The organism is Mesorhizobium sp. M1403 (assembly GCF_040317695.1).
Taxonomy (GTDB): Bacteria; Pseudomonadota; Alphaproteobacteria; order Rhizobiales; family Rhizobiaceae; genus Mesorhizobium.
In genome coordinates, this window is the sequence record NZ_JAMYKY010000015.1 from 38,524 (window position 1) to 56,428 (window position 17,905).

At 63.1% G+C, this 17,905-nt stretch carries 17 protein-coding genes and 1 pseudogene; 9 read left to right on the forward strand and 9 right to left on the reverse strand.

What is annotated here, in order from left to right; translation table 11 throughout:
• Positions 1–9 precede the first annotated feature (9 nt).
• The 4 genes and pseudogenes from NKH01_RS22180 to NKH01_RS22195 form a co-directional block, all read left to right on the forward strand.
• Positions 10–1,794 carry an ABC transporter ATP-binding protein gene (locus NKH01_RS22180; protein ID WP_502912671.1) on the forward strand — a complete coding sequence of 595 codons (1,785 nt, stop codon included), beginning with the start codon at positions 10–12 and terminating at the stop codon, positions 1,792–1,794.
• A gap of 383 nt (positions 1,795–2,177) precedes the next feature.
• A complete protein-coding gene (locus NKH01_RS22185; protein ID WP_353022394.1) occupies positions 2,178–2,573 on the forward strand; it encodes a hypothetical protein in 396 nt (131 codons plus the stop codon).
• A 305-nt stretch (positions 2,574–2,878) separates the two neighbouring features.
• Positions 2,879–3,097 carry a hypothetical protein gene (locus tag NKH01_RS22190; RefSeq protein ID WP_051409764.1) on the forward strand — a complete coding sequence of 73 codons (219 nt, stop codon included), beginning with the start codon at positions 2,879–2,881 and terminating at the stop codon, positions 3,095–3,097.
• A 112-nt stretch (positions 3,098–3,209) separates the two neighbouring features.
• Positions 3,210–3,365: pseudogene (locus tag NKH01_RS22195) on the forward strand (SOS response-associated peptidase); the annotation flags it as partial.
• Positions 3,366–3,844: 479 nt separating this feature from the next.
• On the opposite strand, the gene NKH01_RS22200 reads toward NKH01_RS22195, so the two are convergent.
• The 8 genes from NKH01_RS22200 to NKH01_RS22235 all read right to left on the reverse strand — a co-directional run bounded on the left by NKH01_RS22200 (position 3,845) and on the right by NKH01_RS22235 (position 11,852).
• On the reverse strand, positions 3,845–4,174 hold the full coding sequence (locus NKH01_RS22200; protein ID WP_353022395.1) for a DUF2934 domain-containing protein: 330 nt from the start codon (positions 4,172–4,174) through the stop codon (positions 3,845–3,847).
• Between the two features lie 127 nt (positions 4,175–4,301).
• Complete coding sequence (locus NKH01_RS22205) at positions 4,302–4,940, reverse strand: BA14K family protein (protein ID WP_353022396.1); 639 nt, start codon at positions 4,938–4,940, stop codon at positions 4,302–4,304.
• Positions 4,941–5,110: 170 nt separating this feature from the next.
• Positions 5,111–5,872, reverse strand: a complete 762-nt coding sequence (locus tag NKH01_RS22210) for an ABC transporter ATP-binding protein (protein ID WP_353022398.1) — start codon at positions 5,870–5,872, stop codon at positions 5,111–5,113.
• Between the two features lie 32 nt (positions 5,873–5,904).
• Positions 5,905–6,903, reverse strand: coding sequence for an ABC transporter substrate-binding protein (locus NKH01_RS22215; RefSeq protein ID WP_353022400.1), 999 nt, complete (start codon positions 6,901–6,903; stop codon positions 5,905–5,907).
• A 58-nt stretch (positions 6,904–6,961) separates the two neighbouring features.
• Positions 6,962–7,810 (reverse strand): ABC transporter permease, encoded by an 849-nt coding sequence (locus NKH01_RS22220; protein WP_353022402.1) that lies wholly within the window; start codon positions 7,808–7,810, stop codon positions 6,962–6,964.
• A gap of 40 nt (positions 7,811–7,850) precedes the next feature.
• Positions 7,851–9,215, reverse strand: a complete 1,365-nt coding sequence (locus tag NKH01_RS22225) for an LLM class flavin-dependent oxidoreductase (RefSeq protein ID WP_353022404.1) — start codon at positions 9,213–9,215, stop codon at positions 7,851–7,853.
• 51 nt (positions 9,216–9,266) lie between these two features.
• The gene (gene msuE, locus NKH01_RS22230; protein ID WP_023677302.1) at positions 9,267–9,824 is read right to left on the reverse strand and encodes an FMN reductase; all 558 of its coding nucleotides are present in this window, start codon (positions 9,822–9,824) and stop codon (positions 9,267–9,269) included.
• Positions 9,825–10,559: 735 nt separating this feature from the next.
• Positions 10,560–11,852: an Nramp family divalent metal transporter gene (locus NKH01_RS22235; protein ID WP_353022406.1), complete on the reverse strand. Its 1,293-nt coding sequence runs from the start codon at positions 11,850–11,852 to the stop codon at positions 10,560–10,562.
• 235 nt (positions 11,853–12,087) lie between these two features.
• On the opposite strand from NKH01_RS22235, the gene NKH01_RS22240 reads away from it, so the two are divergent.
• Together NKH01_RS22240 and NKH01_RS22245 are read left to right on the forward strand one after the other, a co-directional pair.
• Positions 12,088–12,393, forward strand: coding sequence for a hypothetical protein (locus NKH01_RS22240; RefSeq protein ID WP_023722367.1), 306 nt, complete (start codon positions 12,088–12,090; stop codon positions 12,391–12,393).
• Positions 12,394–12,717: 324 nt separating this feature from the next.
• A complete protein-coding gene (locus NKH01_RS22245; RefSeq protein WP_353022407.1) occupies positions 12,718–14,973 on the forward strand; it encodes an alpha/beta fold hydrolase in 2,256 nt (751 codons plus the stop codon).
• A 121-nt stretch (positions 14,974–15,094) separates the two neighbouring features.
• Here the strand turns inward: NKH01_RS22245 and NKH01_RS22250 are convergent, their stop codons facing one another.
• Positions 15,095–15,949, reverse strand: a complete 855-nt coding sequence (locus NKH01_RS22250; RefSeq protein ID WP_031195088.1) for an aldo/keto reductase — start codon at positions 15,947–15,949, stop codon at positions 15,095–15,097.
• Between the two features lie 229 nt (positions 15,950–16,178).
• Between NKH01_RS22250 and NKH01_RS22255 the strand changes: the two genes are divergently transcribed.
• From NKH01_RS22255 to NKH01_RS22265, 3 genes are all read left to right on the forward strand, one after another.
• Positions 16,179–16,814, forward strand: coding sequence for an ankyrin repeat domain-containing protein (locus NKH01_RS22255; RefSeq protein WP_353022409.1), 636 nt, complete (start codon positions 16,179–16,181; stop codon positions 16,812–16,814).
• A 145-nt stretch (positions 16,815–16,959) separates the two neighbouring features.
• Entirely contained in the window at positions 16,960–17,349 is a 390-nt protein-coding gene (locus tag NKH01_RS22260; RefSeq protein ID WP_352481715.1) for an ArsR/SmtB family transcription factor, read from the forward strand.
• Positions 17,346–17,879: an SRPBCC family protein gene (locus NKH01_RS22265; protein WP_352481679.1), complete on the forward strand. Its 534-nt coding sequence runs from the start codon at positions 17,346–17,348 to the stop codon at positions 17,877–17,879. The genes NKH01_RS22260 and NKH01_RS22265 overlap by 4 nt, the downstream gene beginning before the upstream one ends.
• Positions 17,880–17,905: the final 26 nt, after the last annotated feature.

Here is a 17,905-nt window from a genome sequence, read left to right on the forward strand (position 1 = left end):
TCCGCAATCATGCGCCTGATGCCGCCCAGCCTGCCGATGCTGCGCCGCGCGCTCGGGCAAAAGCAGTTGCGCCTGCTTCCGGCCGTGGTGGTGCTCGGGCTGCTCAGTGCGGCGCTTGAGGGGTTCGGCATCGGCCTGATCATCCCGTTGCTGAACATAATCATGGGGCAGGGGCAGACCGGCATGGCCGGCTTCTCCGCCGTCTTCCAGCATGTCGGATCGAGCCTGAGCGAGCGCGACCGGCTGATCGTCATATCGGTCGCCATCCTCGGCTCGATCGTGCTGAAGAACCTGTTCGCCTACGCCAACACGCTGCTGACCACCTTCATCTATGGCAAGGCGAGCCATTCGATCCGCAGCGCGCTGTCGGAGCAGCTGCTGCGGGTGGGCTACCCGTTCTTCCTGCAGCAAAGCCCCGGACGGCTGCTCAACATCATCTCCAACGAATCCTGGCGGGCCTCGGATGCCATCCAGATTACGCTGGGGGCAATCGTCAACGCGTCGGCCGCAATCATCCTCCTGACCTTCCTGCTGCTTTTGTCGTGGCAGATGACGCTGCTGGTCACGCTGGGACTGGCGGTGGTCCAGGTCGCGCACGCCATGCTGTCCGCCAATCTGAAGGCGCCGAGCCGCAGCGTCGCCTCCCGCAACAGCCAACTCGCATCGCAGATGCTGCATCTGGTGCATGCCGGGCGGCTGATCCGCATCTTCGGCCAGGAGCAACGAGAGAAGGCGGCATTCGACCAGGCATCGGATGCGGTGCGCCGGGCGGCGTTCGTGCTTTTGACACGTCAGGGAGCGTTGCCGCCGCTGACCGAGGTTCTGCACGCCATGCTGTTCCTGGCGGTGGTGATCGGCGCCTGGTTGGCGAATGTCAGCTTCCCGCTGATCGTCGCCTTCGTCATCCTGCTCTACAGGCTGCAGCCCTATATGCGGTCGCTGCAAATGGCCTGGAGCCAGCTGCAGGGCCTGAGCGGATCGCTTGAAGAGGTGGCGTGGATGCTGGACTCGTCCGATAAGCCCCAGCCGCCGCAGGGAAATGCAGCGTTCCCCGGTCTCAGCCACGGCATCAAGTTCGAAGACGTCACCTTTACCTATTCCGGTTCGGAGCAGCGCGCGGTGGTGCTGCATGCGGCGAGTTTCGATATAAGCAGCGGCCGCTCGACCGCGCTGATCGGTCGCTCGGGCGCCGGCAAGACGACGATCGTCAATCTTTTGTGCCGCTTCGTCGAACCGGATAGCGGCAGAATCCTTGTCGATGGATCGCCGCTGGATCGCATCGACCCCAGCCAATGGCGAAAGCACATCGCGCTCGCCAGCCAGGAGCTGGAGCTGGTCGACGGCACGATTTTCGACAACATCATCTACGGCCAGGACGCCGCCTCGGCCGACGACGCCGAGCGCGCGGCAAAACTGGCCGAAGCGCATGGCTTCATCGAGCAACTGCCGCAGGGCTACAGGACGGTCGTGGGCTACCGCGGCGTCAACCTCTCGGCGGGACAGCGGCAGCGGATCGCGCTGGCCAGGGCCCTGGTGCGCGATCCCGATATCCTCATCCTCGACGAAGCCACCAATGCGGTGGACGGCCTGTCGGAAGCGGCGATCGTCGAGACGCTGAAGTCGCGCGCCGGCCGCCGCACCACCATCGTCATCAGCCACCATCGCAGCACCATCTCGTTCTGCGACGACGTCGTGATCCTGAGCCACGGCCGCGTGAAAAAGCAGGCGCCCTTCGCCGCGCTGGCGACGCTCAGCATGGACGAGCTTTACCAGCACGAGGCGCTGGAAGGCTGAGGGCGACCCCCGCTGCGTGCGCGCGCTGGGAGGTCGTCTTGGATGTCAAGCCAGGTCAAGCATCTCAGGGCGAGGAGCCCTCCGCATGCCTCTGCAGGATTTCTGGGATGATGAGTGATCCCGAGCTTACCCGCTTTCGATCTGGAGCGTACAGAACCAAGGGTCCGCCTGCCAAATCCATCAATGGCAGGCGGACCCTAATCAGCGCTGAAGGGACTGATTCTGCGCCGATTTCTCCTCGAGGAGGTGACGCCATCAACTGAAGACGGGCGCAGTTGTTCCCGGCGCCGGCCGTACACCAGACCATTGCGCAGGCAGGTCAGACTTAGGTCCTATAAACGGGCATCGCAGGCTGTAAGCGAACAACGGATCGGATCGGCTCGGTGATGGCGAAATTTCGGCCGGAGGTCGACGCAGTCATTGGTTCCGGCATGACCGGCTCGGCGCTGATCATGGGCGGCGATCGATCCCGCACGACTGCTGCGGAGGGGTGCTTGCATTCCTGCGGAATACGCATCCACCGGCGCCAAGTGAAGTTCTCCAAGCGGTACGGGCTCAGCGGTCGTCAAGCTGTTGCTAATATGCAGCACAGGCAGCGCTCTATGAACGGCGTCGCTTGGAACCGCTACCTCCGACCAACCGTTAGTGTCACAATGACGAACCAAAAAGTGAGGCTGACGATGGACCCGCTGCAAAACAACACGTTGGAGATTTGGTGTCTTGCGGCTGTTCCGCTGTCACTGCTCCTTACGGTGTTATTAGCCGGATTTATTCTTTAGCTGACCCAACGAGGCCGGCTTTGCGGACCGGGCCAGGAAGATGAAAATGACGGCCATTAGGCACGGTAGGGGTCGCGGACACCCCGTGGCACCAGGCCGTGGCTGCCTTTTCCAACGTGCCCCCATAATCGGCTCTTTCGAGCGGTCCGGCTCGCGGCGATTGCTCGCGGCGCCGTGGCGAGGGCGAGCATCCGAGCTCGTACGTTTTTTACACAATCTCTGATTGGTGGACTCGCCCGACGCCATCGACGTTAATTTTGCGTTAGCGACAGGAGGGGGGGAAGATCGCTAACGGGAGGAAGAAAATGAAAGAAAACTACGATCTGACGATCGACTACGACGACGTGCCTTACGACAACAAGCCTTACGATCTAGCCACATTCGCAAGGAAGCACGGGCTCAACATTCGAGCCGCCGAGCTTCTTCTTTTCGCCAAGGGCCCGTCTCGAGCGGCCTGCGATGCCGCGGCGAGGGCTTTTCTGGCGGCAGTCGCCGCACAAGCTATGAGACAATCGGCGCGGTAGGTCTCACACAGCCATTGCTGACACGGCCTGCCGTGTCAGCAACCTAACGGACAGCGCTGGAAATTCCGGGCCGTTTCCAACAAGATGCGTGAGCATCCGGGAACGGCCTGAAATGTGCAATCTCTACAACATCACGACCAGCCAGGAGGCCATCCGCCAGTGGACCCGCGCCTTCCGCGACATCCTCGGCAATCTCGAACCCTCCATCGACATCTATCCCAACCAGCCCGGCCCGGTGGTGCGCAACGCGCCGGACGGCGAACGCGAATTCAATTCGCCCTTGACATTTTTGTTCCCGTTTTGTTCAATTTGGCCAGAAACTAGTGGAGGCATCGCCCACATTGCAAGCGAACGCTTCGTCACTGAAAGGTTTATGCCGCTTGCGCGAGGTGCATCAGGTACGGTTCTGAACAATTTGCATACCGTGCTAAAATCCGCGGGCGACCGCGATGGGCGTCGCTACCTGCTTCTGGACGCACCATGTTCTCGTAAACTGTCCGGCGCAGAGATGCGTGGCCGCCGTCTTCGCAGGCTCAGGTTCCGTCAGGCATCCGGCGCGGCTGCCTGGCAAGCGACAACACGCCCAACGCCGCCTCAATGCTTCTTGAAATACTGCACCTCACGTTCGTGCTTCTCCGCAGCCTCGCGGCTGTCAAACGTCCCGAGATTGCGGCGCTTGCCGGTCTTTTCGTCCTTCTTGCGCGAATAGAGGCGGTATTTTCCGTCTTTGAGTTTTCTGATCATCTGTCACTCCCCGAGCCGCTGCTTCCCCTTGAGGTTGCGCGCGGCTTGTTCGATCGCCGCCCGGTCGTTGCCCAGCCTGTCGACCAGCTCCTGTGCCTGTTCGCCCGATATGCCGGTGCGCACCGCCAGGGCCTCCACCGTCAAGACGTCGGAACTCGCGAACTCGCGGGTTTCCGGCAGGGCATCGCCTGCCGTCAGCGGCAGGGCTGCCTCCCTGTCGATCTCGGCCTCGGCCCGGTGCCAGTGCCGCTCGGGATCGCCATGGATCCCGCCTTCACGTTCCCAGATCTGGTATGCGCGCTCACGAATCTTGTCTTCCCGGTCGTCGCCCATGTTGATTTCTCCTTTGGGTATCGGATGAACGCCGCGCCAACCCGAACGATCCCAGAAATCTGCGTGATCGTTGGGTGGGGTCGCACAAGGCGCCATGCCCTGCGGCCGCCAGCCACGCCCGGCCTGCCTACTCGCACTGCCGACGCGGCCCGCCGGAATACGGCTGATAGCTATTGTCTTCCGGTCGATATGACCGGTAGCGGCTGAAGCAGTATTGGACGTGGTCGGATGAGAGCTCGGCGGCGCCGGGTTCATCCGATGGCGGGTAGCCCTCCACCGACGACGTATCGCTCGCCTCGACGTAGCTGCCGTCATCGGTGATGTCGAGATAGGGCGAGATGCAGGGGCGCTGTTGGCCGCTGTAGGAGGTGTAGCGGTTGTCGTCCGGCCGGTAGGAGCGGTAGCGGGTGGCGCACCATTCGACATGAGCGGCGGGCAGCGCTTGCTGCTGCTCTTCCGCTGGTGGCTTGATGGAGCCGGTGGCGGTGGCGTCGGCTGTCGAAGCTGCGGCGGTGTCGGCGGGTTTGGAGGTGCGATCAGCTTCCGAGGTGCGAACGGGGACCGGGCGGGCGGGAAGGCGCTCGAGGCGCTGCGAGGCCGGGTTTGCCGGGCGCGGATCCTTGGTCCACAGTTCGGCGACGCTGGAGACCGGGGCCGCCGGCCGTGCCGGCTTGGCTATCAATAGCCAGGTGGCGAAGGCCAGGCCGCTGGCGAATACGGCGAGCGTCAGGACGAAGCCGCCAAAGATTGCGAACAAAGCTTTCATGCCGCGCTCCTTCGCCTCCCGGTTAAGGAAATGCGGGGGCGGGGAATCCGGTTCCAGGAAAGAGGCGTGGGGCAGGCGGATTCAAAGGAAGGCCCCTCTCCGTCGCGGCTTTGCCGAGACACCTCTCCCCGCTTTGCGGGGCGAGGAACCCAAGATCGCGTAGGGGCCTTTCAGTGCAGGCCGAATTCGCGCAGCAGTTCTTCGCGGTAGCGAACGAAGCGGCTTTCGCTGCGCTCGCGCGGGCGGGGCAGGTCGATGTCGATCAGCCGCGCTGTGCCGCCTTTCTCCTTGGGCAGGATCAGCACGCGGTCGGCGAGGTAGATCGCTTCCTCGAGGTCGTGCGTCACCATCACCATGGTGACGTTCTCCTCGCTCCAGATGCGCGCCAGTTCCTCCTGCATGCCGATCTTGGTCATGGCGTCGAGCGCGCCCAGCGGCTCGTCAAGCAGCAGGATTTCGGGCTGCACGGTCAGTGCGCGGGCGATGCCGACGCGCTGCGCCATGCCGCCCGACAGTTGCCTTGGGAACGCATCGCCGAATTCGGCGAGGCCGACGAGCGCGATATAGAAGCGCGCTCTTTCCTCGGCCTCGGCCTTCGGCACGCCGCGCACTTCGAGGCCGAAGGCGACATTGCCGAGCACGGTCAGCCAGGGCAGCAGGCGCGGTTCCTGGAAAATCACCGCGCGCTCGGCACCGACGCCGTGCACCGGCTTGCCGTCGATGGCGACGCCGCCGCTGTCGGCGGCCTCCAGCCCGGCAAGAATGCGCAGCAGCGTGGTCTTGCCAGATCCGCTGGCGCCGACGATGACCAGGCATTCGCCCGAGCGGATGTCGAGGTTGAGGGTCCTCAGCACGGCAAGCGAGCGCCCGCCGATGCTGAACGATTTGGACAGGTCGCGTATGCTGACCTCACCGCCGCTTGTGCTGCTCATCGCGCTCGTCTCCCAACTGCCGGTTGGCCTTGTCAGTTGGTCTTGGTTTCGCCGGGCCGGTAGAGGATGTCTGTTGCCTTCAGCTTACCCTTTGGCAGGCGACCGTCGCGCTCGAGCACGCTGACCCAGAAGTCGATGTCGCGGTCCGTCGCCTTGGCCCCCTGGCGCAGCCCGAAGCCGGTCCAGTAGCGCGCCAGCTCGCCGTTTTCGCCGCGCTTGTCGAGGATTGTCGCGAGCACCTTGCGCGCTTCGTCGGGGTTCTGCAGCGACCAGTCGGAGGCGCGCGCCGATTGCTCGACGAAATTGCGGGCGGCGTCGGGATGCGCGGCGATGAAGTCGCGCCTGAGCACGACGAAGCCGCCGGCCAGTTCGCCCAGCACGTCGGTGTCGTTGAACACGCCACGCACGCCGCCATTGTCGACCAGCGCGCCGGCAAAGGTCGCCTGCCAGTAGCCGAGCGCCGCGATGTCGACCTGGCGGGAGCGCAAGGTCTGTTCGAGTTGCGGTCCGGGCACGACGACGAGATTGGCGGCGTCCGGCGACAGGCCGACGCTGTGCAGCGCCTCGCGCACCGTGTAGTCGAGATGGGCGCCGAGCGTGTTGACGGCGATGGTCTTGCCGGCAATGTCAGCGATCGATTTGATCGGGCTGTCGTCGAGCACGTAGAAGACGCTTCGCACCTTGCCGTTGATGCCGTTGCTCGGATAGACGGCGACGAAGTCGTTGCCACCGGAAATCGAATTGATCACGGCGGCGGTTGCGGCCGAGCCGATATCGACGCTCCCGGAGGCGAGCGCGAACAACGATTCCGGGCCGCCGCCGGAATAGCCGACATTCTCGATCTCGATACCGAGGCCTTTGAAATAGCCGAGCTCGCCGGCAAGCTCATGCGGAGAGATGCTGCCGCGGCTGGCGAGGGAGCGGAACTTGACGGGTGCGGCTTCGGCAAAGGCGAAGCGCGGCAGGCCGGCGGCGAGAAGGCCGGCGGAGAAGGGCGCGCCGGCAAGCAGGGAACGGCGGGTGATTTTCATGGTCCGGGTCTTTCCTGGTTTGAGTTCTGGCCTGGTTGAGATTGGTAAGGGCGGGTGGTCAGTCGACGGCATTGCTCCAGCGGCAGAGCCGCCGCTGCAGGCTGACCAGCGCCTGGTTGGCGATCAGGCCGAGGCCGGCGAGGATGACGATTGCCGCAAACATCAGCGGGATCTGGAAGTTGTACTGCGCGTTCATCACCTGAAAGCCGATGCCCTTGTTGGCGCCGATCATTTCGGAGGCGATCAACAGCAGCAGCGCCGTGGTGGCGCTGAGCCTCAGCCCAACGAAGATCGACGGCACGGCGCCGGGCAGCACGACGCGGCGGAAGACGGTCAGCTGCCTGGCGCCATAGACGCGGGCCATCTCCAGCAGTTTCGGATCGACCTGCTTGACGCCGCCGATGGTGTTGAGCAGCAACGGGAACAGCGTCGCCCAGAAGATGACGAACACCTTGGAGGCTTCGCCGAGCCCAAGCAGCAGGATGAATACGGGATAGAGCGCCAGCGCCGAGGTCTGGCGGAAGACCTGCAGGATGGGATCGAGCGCGGTCTCGACGGCGCGCACCTGGCCCATGAACAGGCCAAGCGGGATGGCGACCAGCACGGCGGCCGCGAAGGCGAGACCGGCGCGCTGCAGGCTGATGGCGATGTCACCGAGCAGAGTGCCGCCGGCCAACCCCTTCCAAAGTGCCGCGACAATCGTATCGATCGGCGGCAGCACGGCCGTGTTGACCCACCCTGCGCTACTCGACACTTGCCAGATTGCGAGGAAGGCAATGAGGGCGCCGTAGCGCGACAGGAAGCGAATTCCCGCCCGGCCGCCGAGGCGCAGGAAGTCCGAGCCGAGGCTTGTGGTGGTGTCGCGCGTGCCGAGGCTGGCGGCCTCTTCGATGTGCTGCAAGGTCATCGTCTTGCCTCTTGCTTGGAAAGTATTGGGCTTCTCGGGATTATTCGGCGGCCAGCACGGCCGAGCGGGCGGCGGTCCACGGGTTTTCCGGCCGTCTGAGGCCGAGGTTTTCGCGCAGCGTCCTGCCTTCATAGGCGGTGCGGAACAGGCCGCGGCGCTGCAGTTCGGGGATCACCAGCTCGACGAAGTCCTCGAGCCCGCCGGGCAGCCAGGGCGGCAGGATGTTGAAGCCGTCGGCGGCTTCGTTGCCGAACCACTCCTCCAGCTGGTCGGCGACCTGCGTGGCGCTGCCGATGACGGTGTAATGGCCGCGGGCCGTTGCCACCCATTGGTAGAGCTGGCGGATGGTGAAGTTGTGCTCGTCGGCAATCTGGCGGATCAGCGCCTGGCGGCTCTTCATGCCTTCGGTCTCCTTGCTCGGCGGCAGCGGGCCGTCGAGCGGGTAGCCCCTGATGTCGAGCGTCTGGCCGGCCAGCCCGTTGAGCAGGGCGACGCCGTCTTCGGGCAGGATGAGATCGTTCAGCTGCTGGTATTTGGCGCGCGCTTCTTCTTCGGTGCGGCCGACGAAGGGTGCTACGCCGGGCATGATCAGCACCTGCTCGGGATCGCGGCTGACGGCCGCCACGCGGGCCTTGATGTCGCGGTAGAATTCCTGCGCCGACGCCAGGTTCTGATGGGCGGTGAAGATGACTTCCGCCGAGTGGGCGGCGAGCTTGCGGCCGTCCTCCGATTGCCCCGCCTGCACCACCACCGGGTGCCCCTGCACAGGGCGCGGCACGTTGAGCGGACCCTTGACGCTGAAATGCGCGCCCTTGTGGTCGATGTCGTGGAGCTTGTCCTTGTCGTAGAAGCGCCCCGATTTCTTATCGCGGATGAAGGCGTCGTCCTCCCAGCTGTCCCACAGCGCCTTCACCGTCTCGACATGCTCATGCGCACGGGCATAGCGCTCGGCGTGGGCAGGCTGCGTCTCACGATTGAAGTTGCGCGCGGTTTCGTCGCCGGCCGAGGTGACGACGTTCCAGCCGGCGCGGCCATTCGACAGATGATCGAGCGAGGCGAATTTGCGGGCGAGCGTGTAGGGCTCCTCGTAGGTGGTCGAGGCGGTGGCGATAAAGCCGAGATGCGTGGTGAGTGGCGCCAGCGCGGCAAACAGCGTCACCGGCTCGAAGCCGGCGATCTTGGCATTGCCACCTTCGCGGGCGCCGAGACCGACCGTCAGATTGTCGGCGAGGAAATAGGCATCGAACAGGCCGCGCTCAGCGGTCAGGGCAAGCTGCCTGTGGAACTCGAAATTGGTGGCGCCGTCGGCCGGCGCCTCAGGGTGGCGCCAGGCGGCGATATGCTGTCCGCCGCCGGGCAGGAAAGCGCCCAGTTTGATTTGCCTGGATTTGCTGGATCTGGTCATAGCGGCGTGCTCCTGGATGGATCGGAAGGGGATCTCGGGTCGGTGGTGCGTTCAGGCGGCAAGGCCGACGCCGTAGGGCACTCCGGTTACCCGGCATGCCTCGGCGACCGCCTGCCGGGCGCGGGCGTGGATGGCTTCCGACACCAGCACGCCATTGGCAAAGTCCTTGTCGGAGGCGTAGATCGCAGTCGGCACGGTCAGCGCCTCGAAGAAGCCGAACAGCGGCCGCAGCTGGTGCTCGACGATCAGCGAATGGCGCTCGCCGCCGCCGGTTGCGGCGAGGATGACGGGCTTGCCCCTCAGCGATGACGGGTCGAGCAGGTCGAAGAAGTGTTTGAAAAGCCCGGTATAGCTGCCTTTGAAAGTCGGCGAGCCGGCCACCAGGATATCGGCGCCCAGCAGCCGTTCGACGATGTTGCGCGCCGCCGGGTCGAGGTCGCCGAGGCGCCTTGCCTGCGGCAGTGACGCGCCGAGATCCTCGATGTCGAAGACGGCCGAGGCCGCGCCGATGCTTTCGGCGGCCTGCCCGACAATGTGGCTGACGAACGCCTTGGTCTTCGATGGCCGGGTCAAGTTGCCCGACAGCCCCACCACGAGCTTCTTCGACATTCCTGGCTCCCTCTCAAGCGCTCTATTTTAAGATCTTGGGTCTGGCGATCTATTTTAAGTCTAGAGAGTTTGTAGAATTAAAAGAGCGAGAAAATTTCAAAAGCAGGGCGATGAGCGAACTGAGTTTGCGGCACATCGCCCGCAATTGGTTCATTCAACGCGCCGTAGCGCGCTGAAAGATCGCCGCAGCGCCTGCAGCCGCGATAGCGCAGCGCGTCGGACAGAGCGCATGAACAGCCGGCCGGACATATCCGGCAAGTCGCCCTCGGGCGCTCCGGCGCGACGTCGGGGAACCATGTCCTGATGCCACGATCCTGGATGGCCTAGCGGCCCTCGGAGAGGACGCGGCGCGGGCACAGGCCAAGGTGCTGGCGTGGGCTCCGCGGCATGTGGTGAGTCAGGCCAATTTGATTCAAATCCGGCTGTGGATATTTGCTTTTGGGTAAATCGAGGCGGTCATCTTGCCGGCCGGCGGGCAACAAGGAGAAGCCTATGACAAGCGACTTTGCCGCCGCACACCTCCACCTCGAACGAGCCTGCCATTATTTGAGCGGCGAGGACGAGACGAGCCGCACGGCTCGTGCGGCTCTGGATCTCCTGATCGATGCAATTGTCGCGGCACAATACAAGCGGCCCACGGGCGACGTTGTGGAATTTCCAAGACCGGCAAAGTTGGGACAATCCGCAAGCGGGAACGGGTAATCCAACCGGCAGCGTCGCTTTGCTTCCGCCGGATCACATGAACCAGGTTGCCACCAGGCCGATCGTCGCCGAGAAAATAGCGGCGGTCGTTGCCCAACCGAGTATGTTGGTGCTGCGGCTGTTCACCTGGTCGCCCATGATCCTGCGGTTGTTCGTCATCAGCATGATGAGCAGCAGCAAGGGCGGCGTCGAGAAGCCTTGAACGATGCCGGACCAGACCAGCGCCTTCATCGGATTGAAGCCAAGGAAGTTGAGGCCGGCGGCGATCGCGGTAAAAAATCCGATGGCGAGATAAAATTTGGGCGCCTCTCGAGCCCGGGCGTGCAGGCTGTTTTTCCAGCCGATGGCTTGCGCCACATCATAGGCAGCGCCGGTGGTCATGACAGGAACCGCGAGGAAACCGACGCCGATCACGCCTGCGGCGAACAGAACGCTTGCGGCCTGGCCGGCGAGCGGCCGCAGCGTCTCCGCGGCTTGCGCAGCTGTGTCGATATCGTGGTGGCCCGCCTTGTAGAGCGTAGCACCCGTCGACAGGATGATGAAATACATGATGAGATTTGAAAACATCATGCCGATGAGGATGTCCCGGCGAGAGCGACGGAGTTCACTGTCGGTGGCGCCCTTCCTTTGGCTGAGCGTTGTCCGCCCCTGGGCAATCTCCTCCTCGACCTCCTCATTGGACTGCCACGTGTAGAGATAGGCGGACAGCGTCGTGCCGATGATGGCGACCAGAATCGACAGGAACTCACGGTTGAACTCGATCCTGGGAAGCAGCGTTCCGCGCAGCACCGCCGCGGCGTCCGGCTTGGCCAGAATGGCGGCACCGACATAGGCGAGCAGCGCCAGCGCCAGCCAGCGAAAGATGTTGCGGATCAAAGTATAGGAGCCAAAAACCTGGAGGGCGAAGATGAGGGCTGCGACGAACAGCACGATCAGCGGAATGGGAAGCGGCACGAAGATGTTGATCGCGGCCGCCATTCCACCGAGATCCGCCGCTGCCTCGATGGTGTTGCCGACGAGCACACCCAAGAGCACCGACCAGAGCAGCCACCGCGGGTAGAAGTCCTTGATGACGTGGAACAATCCGCGCCCGGATACCTGACCGAGCTTCGACGACAGGTAGACGACCGCGTACATCATCGGCAACGTCACCGGAGCCGTCCAAAGCAGGTCGGGTCCGAAACGGGCGCCGGCGCTGGCATAGGTGCCTATTGCGGAACAATCGTCGTCGGCCGCCCCTGTTATCAGGCCGAGGCCGAGCGCGCGGCCTATGCCGCCTTTACCCTCCTCCGGTGGGGTGGAACGATCGGAACCGGCCTGCCTCATTGCGATCGGACCGGGTGGGGAACGAAAGGCGCGGCCTGCCATGCAACAATGCTAAGGATCGGTCGGGGCGCTGGTCTCATTTTGCTTCCTTCAACAACTTGCCCAAACCCGGCGTGCCATGACTTGTTCCGCAACGACGGGGCAGGGTTTTGCCTCAGGCAAAAAAGTTCGGGTTGACCGCTTCCGAACGCGAAGCGACTATCCGGGCGAGGCGAAGATCGCAGGAGGAAATGCAATGGACGAGCCCGATCAGTGGCGCCACATGTCGAGCGCGCCAAGGGACGGCAGCAGAATCCTTGTCACGGTTCGGCCGTCCGAACAGGGGCCGGCCGAGGTCGACATGGCCTACTGGGCCCGCGCCGATCAGTTCGGCAGCGAAGGCTGGCGCGCTTCCGATTCGTCTCCAGGACGCATCGTCGAATATGCCGAACCCGAACTGAAGTGCTGGATGCCGCTGCCATCGGCCAATCTCAGCAAGGGATCGATGCCGAGCCCCTGGGAAGGAGAAGATGTGCCGCTGGTGGATGGCTCGGGGATATGAAAGGGCCGAATGCCCAGGACCTCTAAGAGCCGATATCCACGGCTACCCGCATTCGTCAAAAGTGCGCGCAAGCTGACCGCGGCGGCCCGGAAATCGAACCCCTGGATCATTGACGCCCGGCGGGCCCGCTGGTTCTCAAGATAGCGCGCGAGCGCAATGTCGTGGCGCAGTGGCCCGCCGCGCGGCTGCGGGTCCTGCCTTGAATCATCATGCCAGATGGGCCATTCCGTCGGGGGTAGCACAGCGTCCTCCTGAGATACCGGTCTCCCGACACTTGTCTTCCCTGCGTCGTGAGAAACGCGGTGGAGCCAGCGTGAAGGATTCGTGAAAAACACCAGGCCGGGCGAAATGACGGTTGAAATAGAGGCAAGTACAGGAAAGGATCGCAAAGAAGCTGTGGCTGTGGCGGATCCGATGGCGCACCCTCATCTCTGTCTGTTAGGCGGCTTTGACTTTGCCGGAGGAGCGGTGGCCCCGGTTTTCAGCCGCAAGGCGCGCGCCATGCTGGCTTATCTCGCCCTGCAATCCGGACACTCCCAATCGCGCGAGAAGCTCGCCGCGCTTTTGTGGGGCGGCAACAGCCAAACCCAGGCCCGGATGAACCTTCGACAGGCCCTATCCGCCATAAGGAAAGGAATGGGCGCATCCGATGGCGAAAGGTTTCTGAGCGACGGCGACAGCATTACGCTCTATCTCGATGATCTTGATTTCGACGTCGCGCGGTTCGAGTCGCTGGCCGCCGGCTCCGAACCGGAGCAACTCGAGCAAGCGCTCGTCGTCTATCGTGGCGACCTCCTCGACGGGTTCGGCCTGAAGGAGGAGCCGTTCGAAGATTGGCTCAGAGTGGAGCGCGAGCGATTGAGGGCAATCGCAACCATCGTGCTGGAGAAGCTCGTCGCGCACTATTCGGCAACGAATGATCTTGCATCATGCCTGCGGGCGGCGGTGCGCCTGCTGGCTTTGGAGCCCTTACGGGAGGATATCCACCGAGCCCTGATGCGGACCTATGCCGCCCAGGGCCGCTTTAACCTCGCGCTGAAACAGTATGAGCGCTGCCGTGATGTGCTGCAACTGCAGCTCCGCTTGCAGCCCGAGCCGGAGACCCGGCAACTCTATGATGACCTGCGGACGCGCCGCGTGACGCCGCAAGCCGCTACCCGGATAGCCGCCTCGGTGTCGCCTTCCCAGACACCGCCAACGTCGGCAGCCCGAACAGGTGAGCGGCCGGCGTCCCGGGCCGAGCCGATGCGCCCCGCGACCCACTATGTCAAATCGGCCGGAATCAACATCGCCTATCAGGTAACCGGCGACGGGCCGGTCGACCTGATCTATGTGCCTGGGTGGGTCTCCAACCTCGACCTTGCCTGGTCATCGCCGCGGCTGGCGCATATGCTCCAGCGTCTCGGTTCCTTTGCCCGCCTGATCCGTATGGACAAGCGAGGCACCGGACTGTCCGATCGCAATGTTGGTTTGCCAACGCTGGAAGAGCGGATGGAAGACATGCGAGCGGTGTTGGATGCGGTCGGATCAAAGCGAACGGTTCTGTTCGGCAGCTCCGAAGGGGGGCCTATGTGCATGCTTTTCGCGGCGACCTATCCCGAACGAACAGCGGCTCTCGTGCTCAACGGAACCTATGCCAGCGGCCGATGGTCGCCGGATTATCCATGGGCAAGGACAAGCGAGCAGGTAGAAGAAGATCTGACCGCCGTCGAGAGACAGTGGGGGGAGCCGGCGGACATGAGCAACGCCGCACCCAGCCTGATGAACGACAGTTTCGAGAGAGAATGGTTCGCCGCGTATCTTAGGAATTCAGCCTCACCTGCCGACGCGGTCGCGCTCTGGCGCTGGGGCACTGAAATCGATGTTCGCGCCCTTCTCCCAACCGTTCACGTCCCGACACTGATCGTGCAGACGGCGGGCGACCGCTGGGTAAAACCGGAAGAGGGGCGCTACCTGGCAACGCATATCGAAGGCGCCAGATACATTGAGCTTGCCGGCCGTGATCACGTAATCTGGGGGGAGAATTCCGATCGTTTGGTCGACGAGATCCAGGCTTTTGTCACCGGCTCGCTGCCGGCAACGTCGAGCGAGCGCGTGCTTGTGACGGTGCTGCACATGGAAATCGTCGGGTTGCCGCCGGCTCCCGTCAACGCTGGCGACCGGGCGCGGCGCGATCTGATGCAGCGACACGACGACGAGATACGCAACGAATTGCATCTTGCTAACGGTCAGGAAATCAGCCCCACCGGAAACGGGTTTCTCGCGGTATTTCTGCGACCAACGCGGGCGATCCAATGTGCAATCGCGGTCCGTCGTCGAATGAAGAGGTTAGACCTTCAGGTTCGCGCGGCAGTCCATATTGGCGAATGCGAAAGGCGCGGAGACGACTTCACCGGTGTTGCAATTCAACTGGCATCACATCTGCTCGACGTTGCCGGACCGGGCGAGATCATCGCGTCGCGCACGGTTCGTGATCTCGCGGCCGGTTCCGGTCTGGCTTTTGAAGAGCATGGCGAGATGGAGCTTGTAGGTGTTCCCGGCAGCCTGCAGCTTTTTTCCGTCAGTGAACCGGCTGCCTGAGGTCCCGCTGGGTTGGGATATGAGCCGGAGAGTTCAATAGGCCGGCGGGACAGCGCCCCCCTCTGTCCTGCCGGACATCTCCCCCACAAGGGGGGGAGATCGGCAGCTTCACTGTCGGCCCTCAGAACAGGAATGCGGCCGTAGCGGGGTTCGGGCCGGAGCGGCCGTCGGGCGAATCCATGCCCCGAATGAGCTCGAGGTCCTTCGCTTCCAGCTCGAAATCGAAGACATCGAAATTGGCGGCGATGCGGTCCTGGTGGATCGACTTTGGAATAACGATCAGCCCTTCCTGAAGATGCCACCTGACGATCGTCTGCGCCAGCGACTTGCCGTGTTTCCTGGCAATGCTTTCAAGCGTCGGATCGTTCAACAGCCGGCCGCTGCCCAGCGGGCTCCAGCTTTCGATGCGGATGTTGTGCCTGTCATGAAATTCGCGTTTGTCACGCTGCTGGAAGCGGGGGTGGAGCTCGATCTGGTTGACGGTCGGCGTGACACCGGTCTCGCCGATGATCCGTTCGAGATGGTCCTGGTTGAAGTTCGAAACGCCGATCGACTTGATCCGGCCTGATTGCCTGAGTTCGACCAGCGTCTTCCAGGCTTCGACATATCTGTCCTGGCTGGGCACCGGCCAGTGGATCAGGAACAGGTCGATCTGCTCGATGCCGAGCTTGCTCATCGTCTCGTCGAAGGCGCGCAAGGCGGCGTCGCGCTGATGCGCGCCGTTGCGCAGTTTCGAGGTGATGAACAACTCGCTTCTCGGCACGCCGGCCGAGCGGATTGCCTGCCCGACACCTTCCTCGTTCTGATAGCCTTCGGCGGTGTCGATCAGTCTGTAGCCGGCCTCGATTCCCCAGCGCACTACCTTGGCGGTGATGGCTGGATCGACCTGCCACACGCCGAGGCCGATTTGCGGAATGGCGGAGCCGTCGTTCAATCTGATCTGTTCAGGTCTATTCAGGGTAATCTGTTCAGGCATGTTCAGGTCCTTCTGCATCGTTCCGCCCGGCGCAGGCTCTATCTAGTCCGGATGGCCGGCAAAGCCAGTCGATATCAGGAGAATGTGAGGAGACGGACGTGAAGCGCTGATCTCGATGTCCGTTCGGGCCGACAGCGTTCCAGCTTTTGGCCCATTGGACTCGAGTACAGGAGCCGCCACTATTGCCGATAATGTGGTATTCTGCCGACTATCCGAGGAGGCGACTGCGTTGACCAACAGCTTGGAAGCCGAAGGGGCAAGAGACTGGTCTCACCTGCTGATCGCGGCAGAAAAAGGCGATGCGGAGGCGGTTCGATCGGAATTGGCGGCTGGCGCCGATATCAATCAGTCGGACGACGGCGGCTGGTCTGCACTTCACCTTTCAGCCCTCAATGACCGCACAGCTGTGGTGGAGGTGCTGATCGAAGACCCGGAAATCGACGTGAATTCCAGAAACAAGTGGAAGAGCACGCCCTTGAGCCTTGCGTCGGCCAAGGGACATTACGCGTGTATCTCAGTCCTCGTGAGACACCGCCAAATAGAGATCAACGCGCGAGCTGACTACTACGGCAGAACGGCTCTTATCGAGGCGGCGAAGAACGGGCATCTCGAAGTCGTCAAGTTGCTCGTGGAGAATGGCGCGGAAGTAAATCTGACCGACAAGACGGGAAGAAACAACGCGCTCATCGAGGCTATCAAGGGGCGGCACTACGAGATCGCGGAATACCTGCTGGATTCTAGGAAAGTGAGCTTTACCAACAAAGAGATGAGGCTAAACGCCCTGATCTGGGCTGGCAGCTGCCACAACCCTCAGCTTATCGAAAAGCTGGAAGCCGCGATCCACGCTTTCTTCGAAGGCAAATGAGGGCCTCGCCCTTACTGTCGCGGGGCGCGTCGGTATCTCCCGTCACGTCGACGCGCTCGATGGCGCAAACAGCCCCGCAGCGCTTCACATAAATTATTCAACCAAACGGTTGACTATCTCAAAGCGTGCGTCTATATTCAACTACATGGTTGAATTAGAGACATCCCAGATGGACGCGGTTTTTCACGCCCTTGGCGACGCCACCCGCCGGCACATGCTTCGCGATCTCGCCGATGGCGAGAAAACGGTAAGCCAGCTGGCGGAACCCTTCGTGATGTCGCTCGCGGCCGCCTCCAAGCACATCAAGGCGCTGGAGAACGCAGGGCTTATTCGTCGAGAGGTGAGGGGCCGCACGCATCTGTGCCGACTAGCCCCTGGACCGCTGGCCAGCGCCCATCAGTGGCTCAGCTTCTACGAGCGCTTCTGGACCGGTCGTCTCGATGTTCTCGAACGCCTTCTTCGCGAAGAGGACGCACGCAAAGCCCAGGATGAGCCCAGGAAATCGCCCAATCCGAAAGAAGGAGACGAGCAATGAACCAGATGAGAACCATCGGCGCCTATGGCGAGCTGACCGAGCCCGCCACGTTCACCATCCAGCGCCTTTTGCCCGGCCCCATCGAGCGCGTCTGGGCCTATCTCACCGAGAGTGACTTGCGACGGCAATGGATGGCCGCAGGCCAGATGGAAATGAAGGCCGGCAGCTCGTTCGAGTTCGTCTGGCGTAACGACGAGCTGACCGACCCGCCTGGCCAGCGCCCCGCGGGCTTCCCCGAAGAGCATCGGATGGAGGGCCGGATCACCGAACTCGATCCGCCGCGCAAGCTTTCCATCACCTGGGGAAATACCGGCGGCGTCTCCTTCCTGCTGGAGGCGAAGGGTAGCGATGTGCTGCTCACCGTCGTCCATCGGCGCCTGCCGGAACGTGCAATCCAGCTCAACATCACCGCCGGCTGGCACGTGCACCTCGACCTGCTGGCCGCCCGCCTGGCGGGTAAGACACCGACCTCGTTCTGGGGCGACTGGAGCCGCCTGCGGGACGAATACGACCGCCGCCTGCCGGCCTGATGTAACTCGCGGCGGCCATCCCTGAG

Excerpts from the sequence above, each read along its gene's own strand:
- NKH01_RS22240 (WP_023722367.1), top strand. The coding sequence starts at position 12,088 with ATGGACGAGCCCGATCAGTGGCGCCACATGTCGAGCGCGCCAAGGGAC.
- NKH01_RS22215 (WP_353022400.1), bottom strand. The coding sequence starts at position 6,903 with ATGAAAATCACCCGCCGTTCCCTGCTTGCCGGCGCGCCCTTCTCCGCC.
- NKH01_RS22220 (WP_353022402.1), bottom strand. The coding sequence starts at position 7,810 with ATGACCTTGCAGCACATCGAAGAGGCCGCCAGCCTCGGCACGCGCGAC.
- NKH01_RS22190 (WP_051409764.1), top strand. The coding sequence starts at position 2,879 with ATGAAAGAAAACTACGATCTGACGATCGACTACGACGACGTGCCTTAC.
- NKH01_RS22260 (WP_352481715.1), top strand. The coding sequence starts at position 16,960 with ATGGTTGAATTAGAGACATCCCAGATGGACGCGGTTTTTCACGCCCTT.
- NKH01_RS22180 (WP_502912671.1), top strand. The coding sequence starts at position 10 with ATGCGCCTGATGCCGCCCAGCCTGCCGATGCTGCGCCGCGCGCTCGGG.
- NKH01_RS22225 (WP_353022404.1), bottom strand. The coding sequence starts at position 9,215 with ATGACCAGATCCAGCAAATCCAGGCAAATCAAACTGGGCGCTTTCCTG.
- NKH01_RS22200 (WP_353022395.1), bottom strand. The coding sequence starts at position 4,174 with ATGGGCGACGACCGGGAAGACAAGATTCGTGAGCGCGCATACCAGATC.
- NKH01_RS22235 (WP_353022406.1), bottom strand. The coding sequence starts at position 11,852 with ATGAGGCAGGCCGGTTCCGATCGTTCCACCCCACCGGAGGAGGGTAAA.
- NKH01_RS22210 (WP_353022398.1), bottom strand. The coding sequence starts at position 5,872 with ATGAGCAGCACAAGCGGCGGTGAGGTCAGCATACGCGACCTGTCCAAA.
- NKH01_RS22265 (WP_352481679.1), top strand. The coding sequence starts at position 17,346 with ATGAACCAGATGAGAACCATCGGCGCCTATGGCGAGCTGACCGAGCCC.
- NKH01_RS22205 (WP_353022396.1), bottom strand. The coding sequence starts at position 4,940 with ATGAAAGCTTTGTTCGCAATCTTTGGCGGCTTCGTCCTGACGCTCGCC.
- msuE (WP_023677302.1), bottom strand. The coding sequence starts at position 9,824 with ATGTCGAAGAAGCTCGTGGTGGGGCTGTCGGGCAACTTGACCCGGCCA.
- NKH01_RS22250 (WP_031195088.1), bottom strand. The coding sequence starts at position 15,949 with ATGCCTGAACAGATTACCCTGAATAGACCTGAACAGATCAGATTGAAC.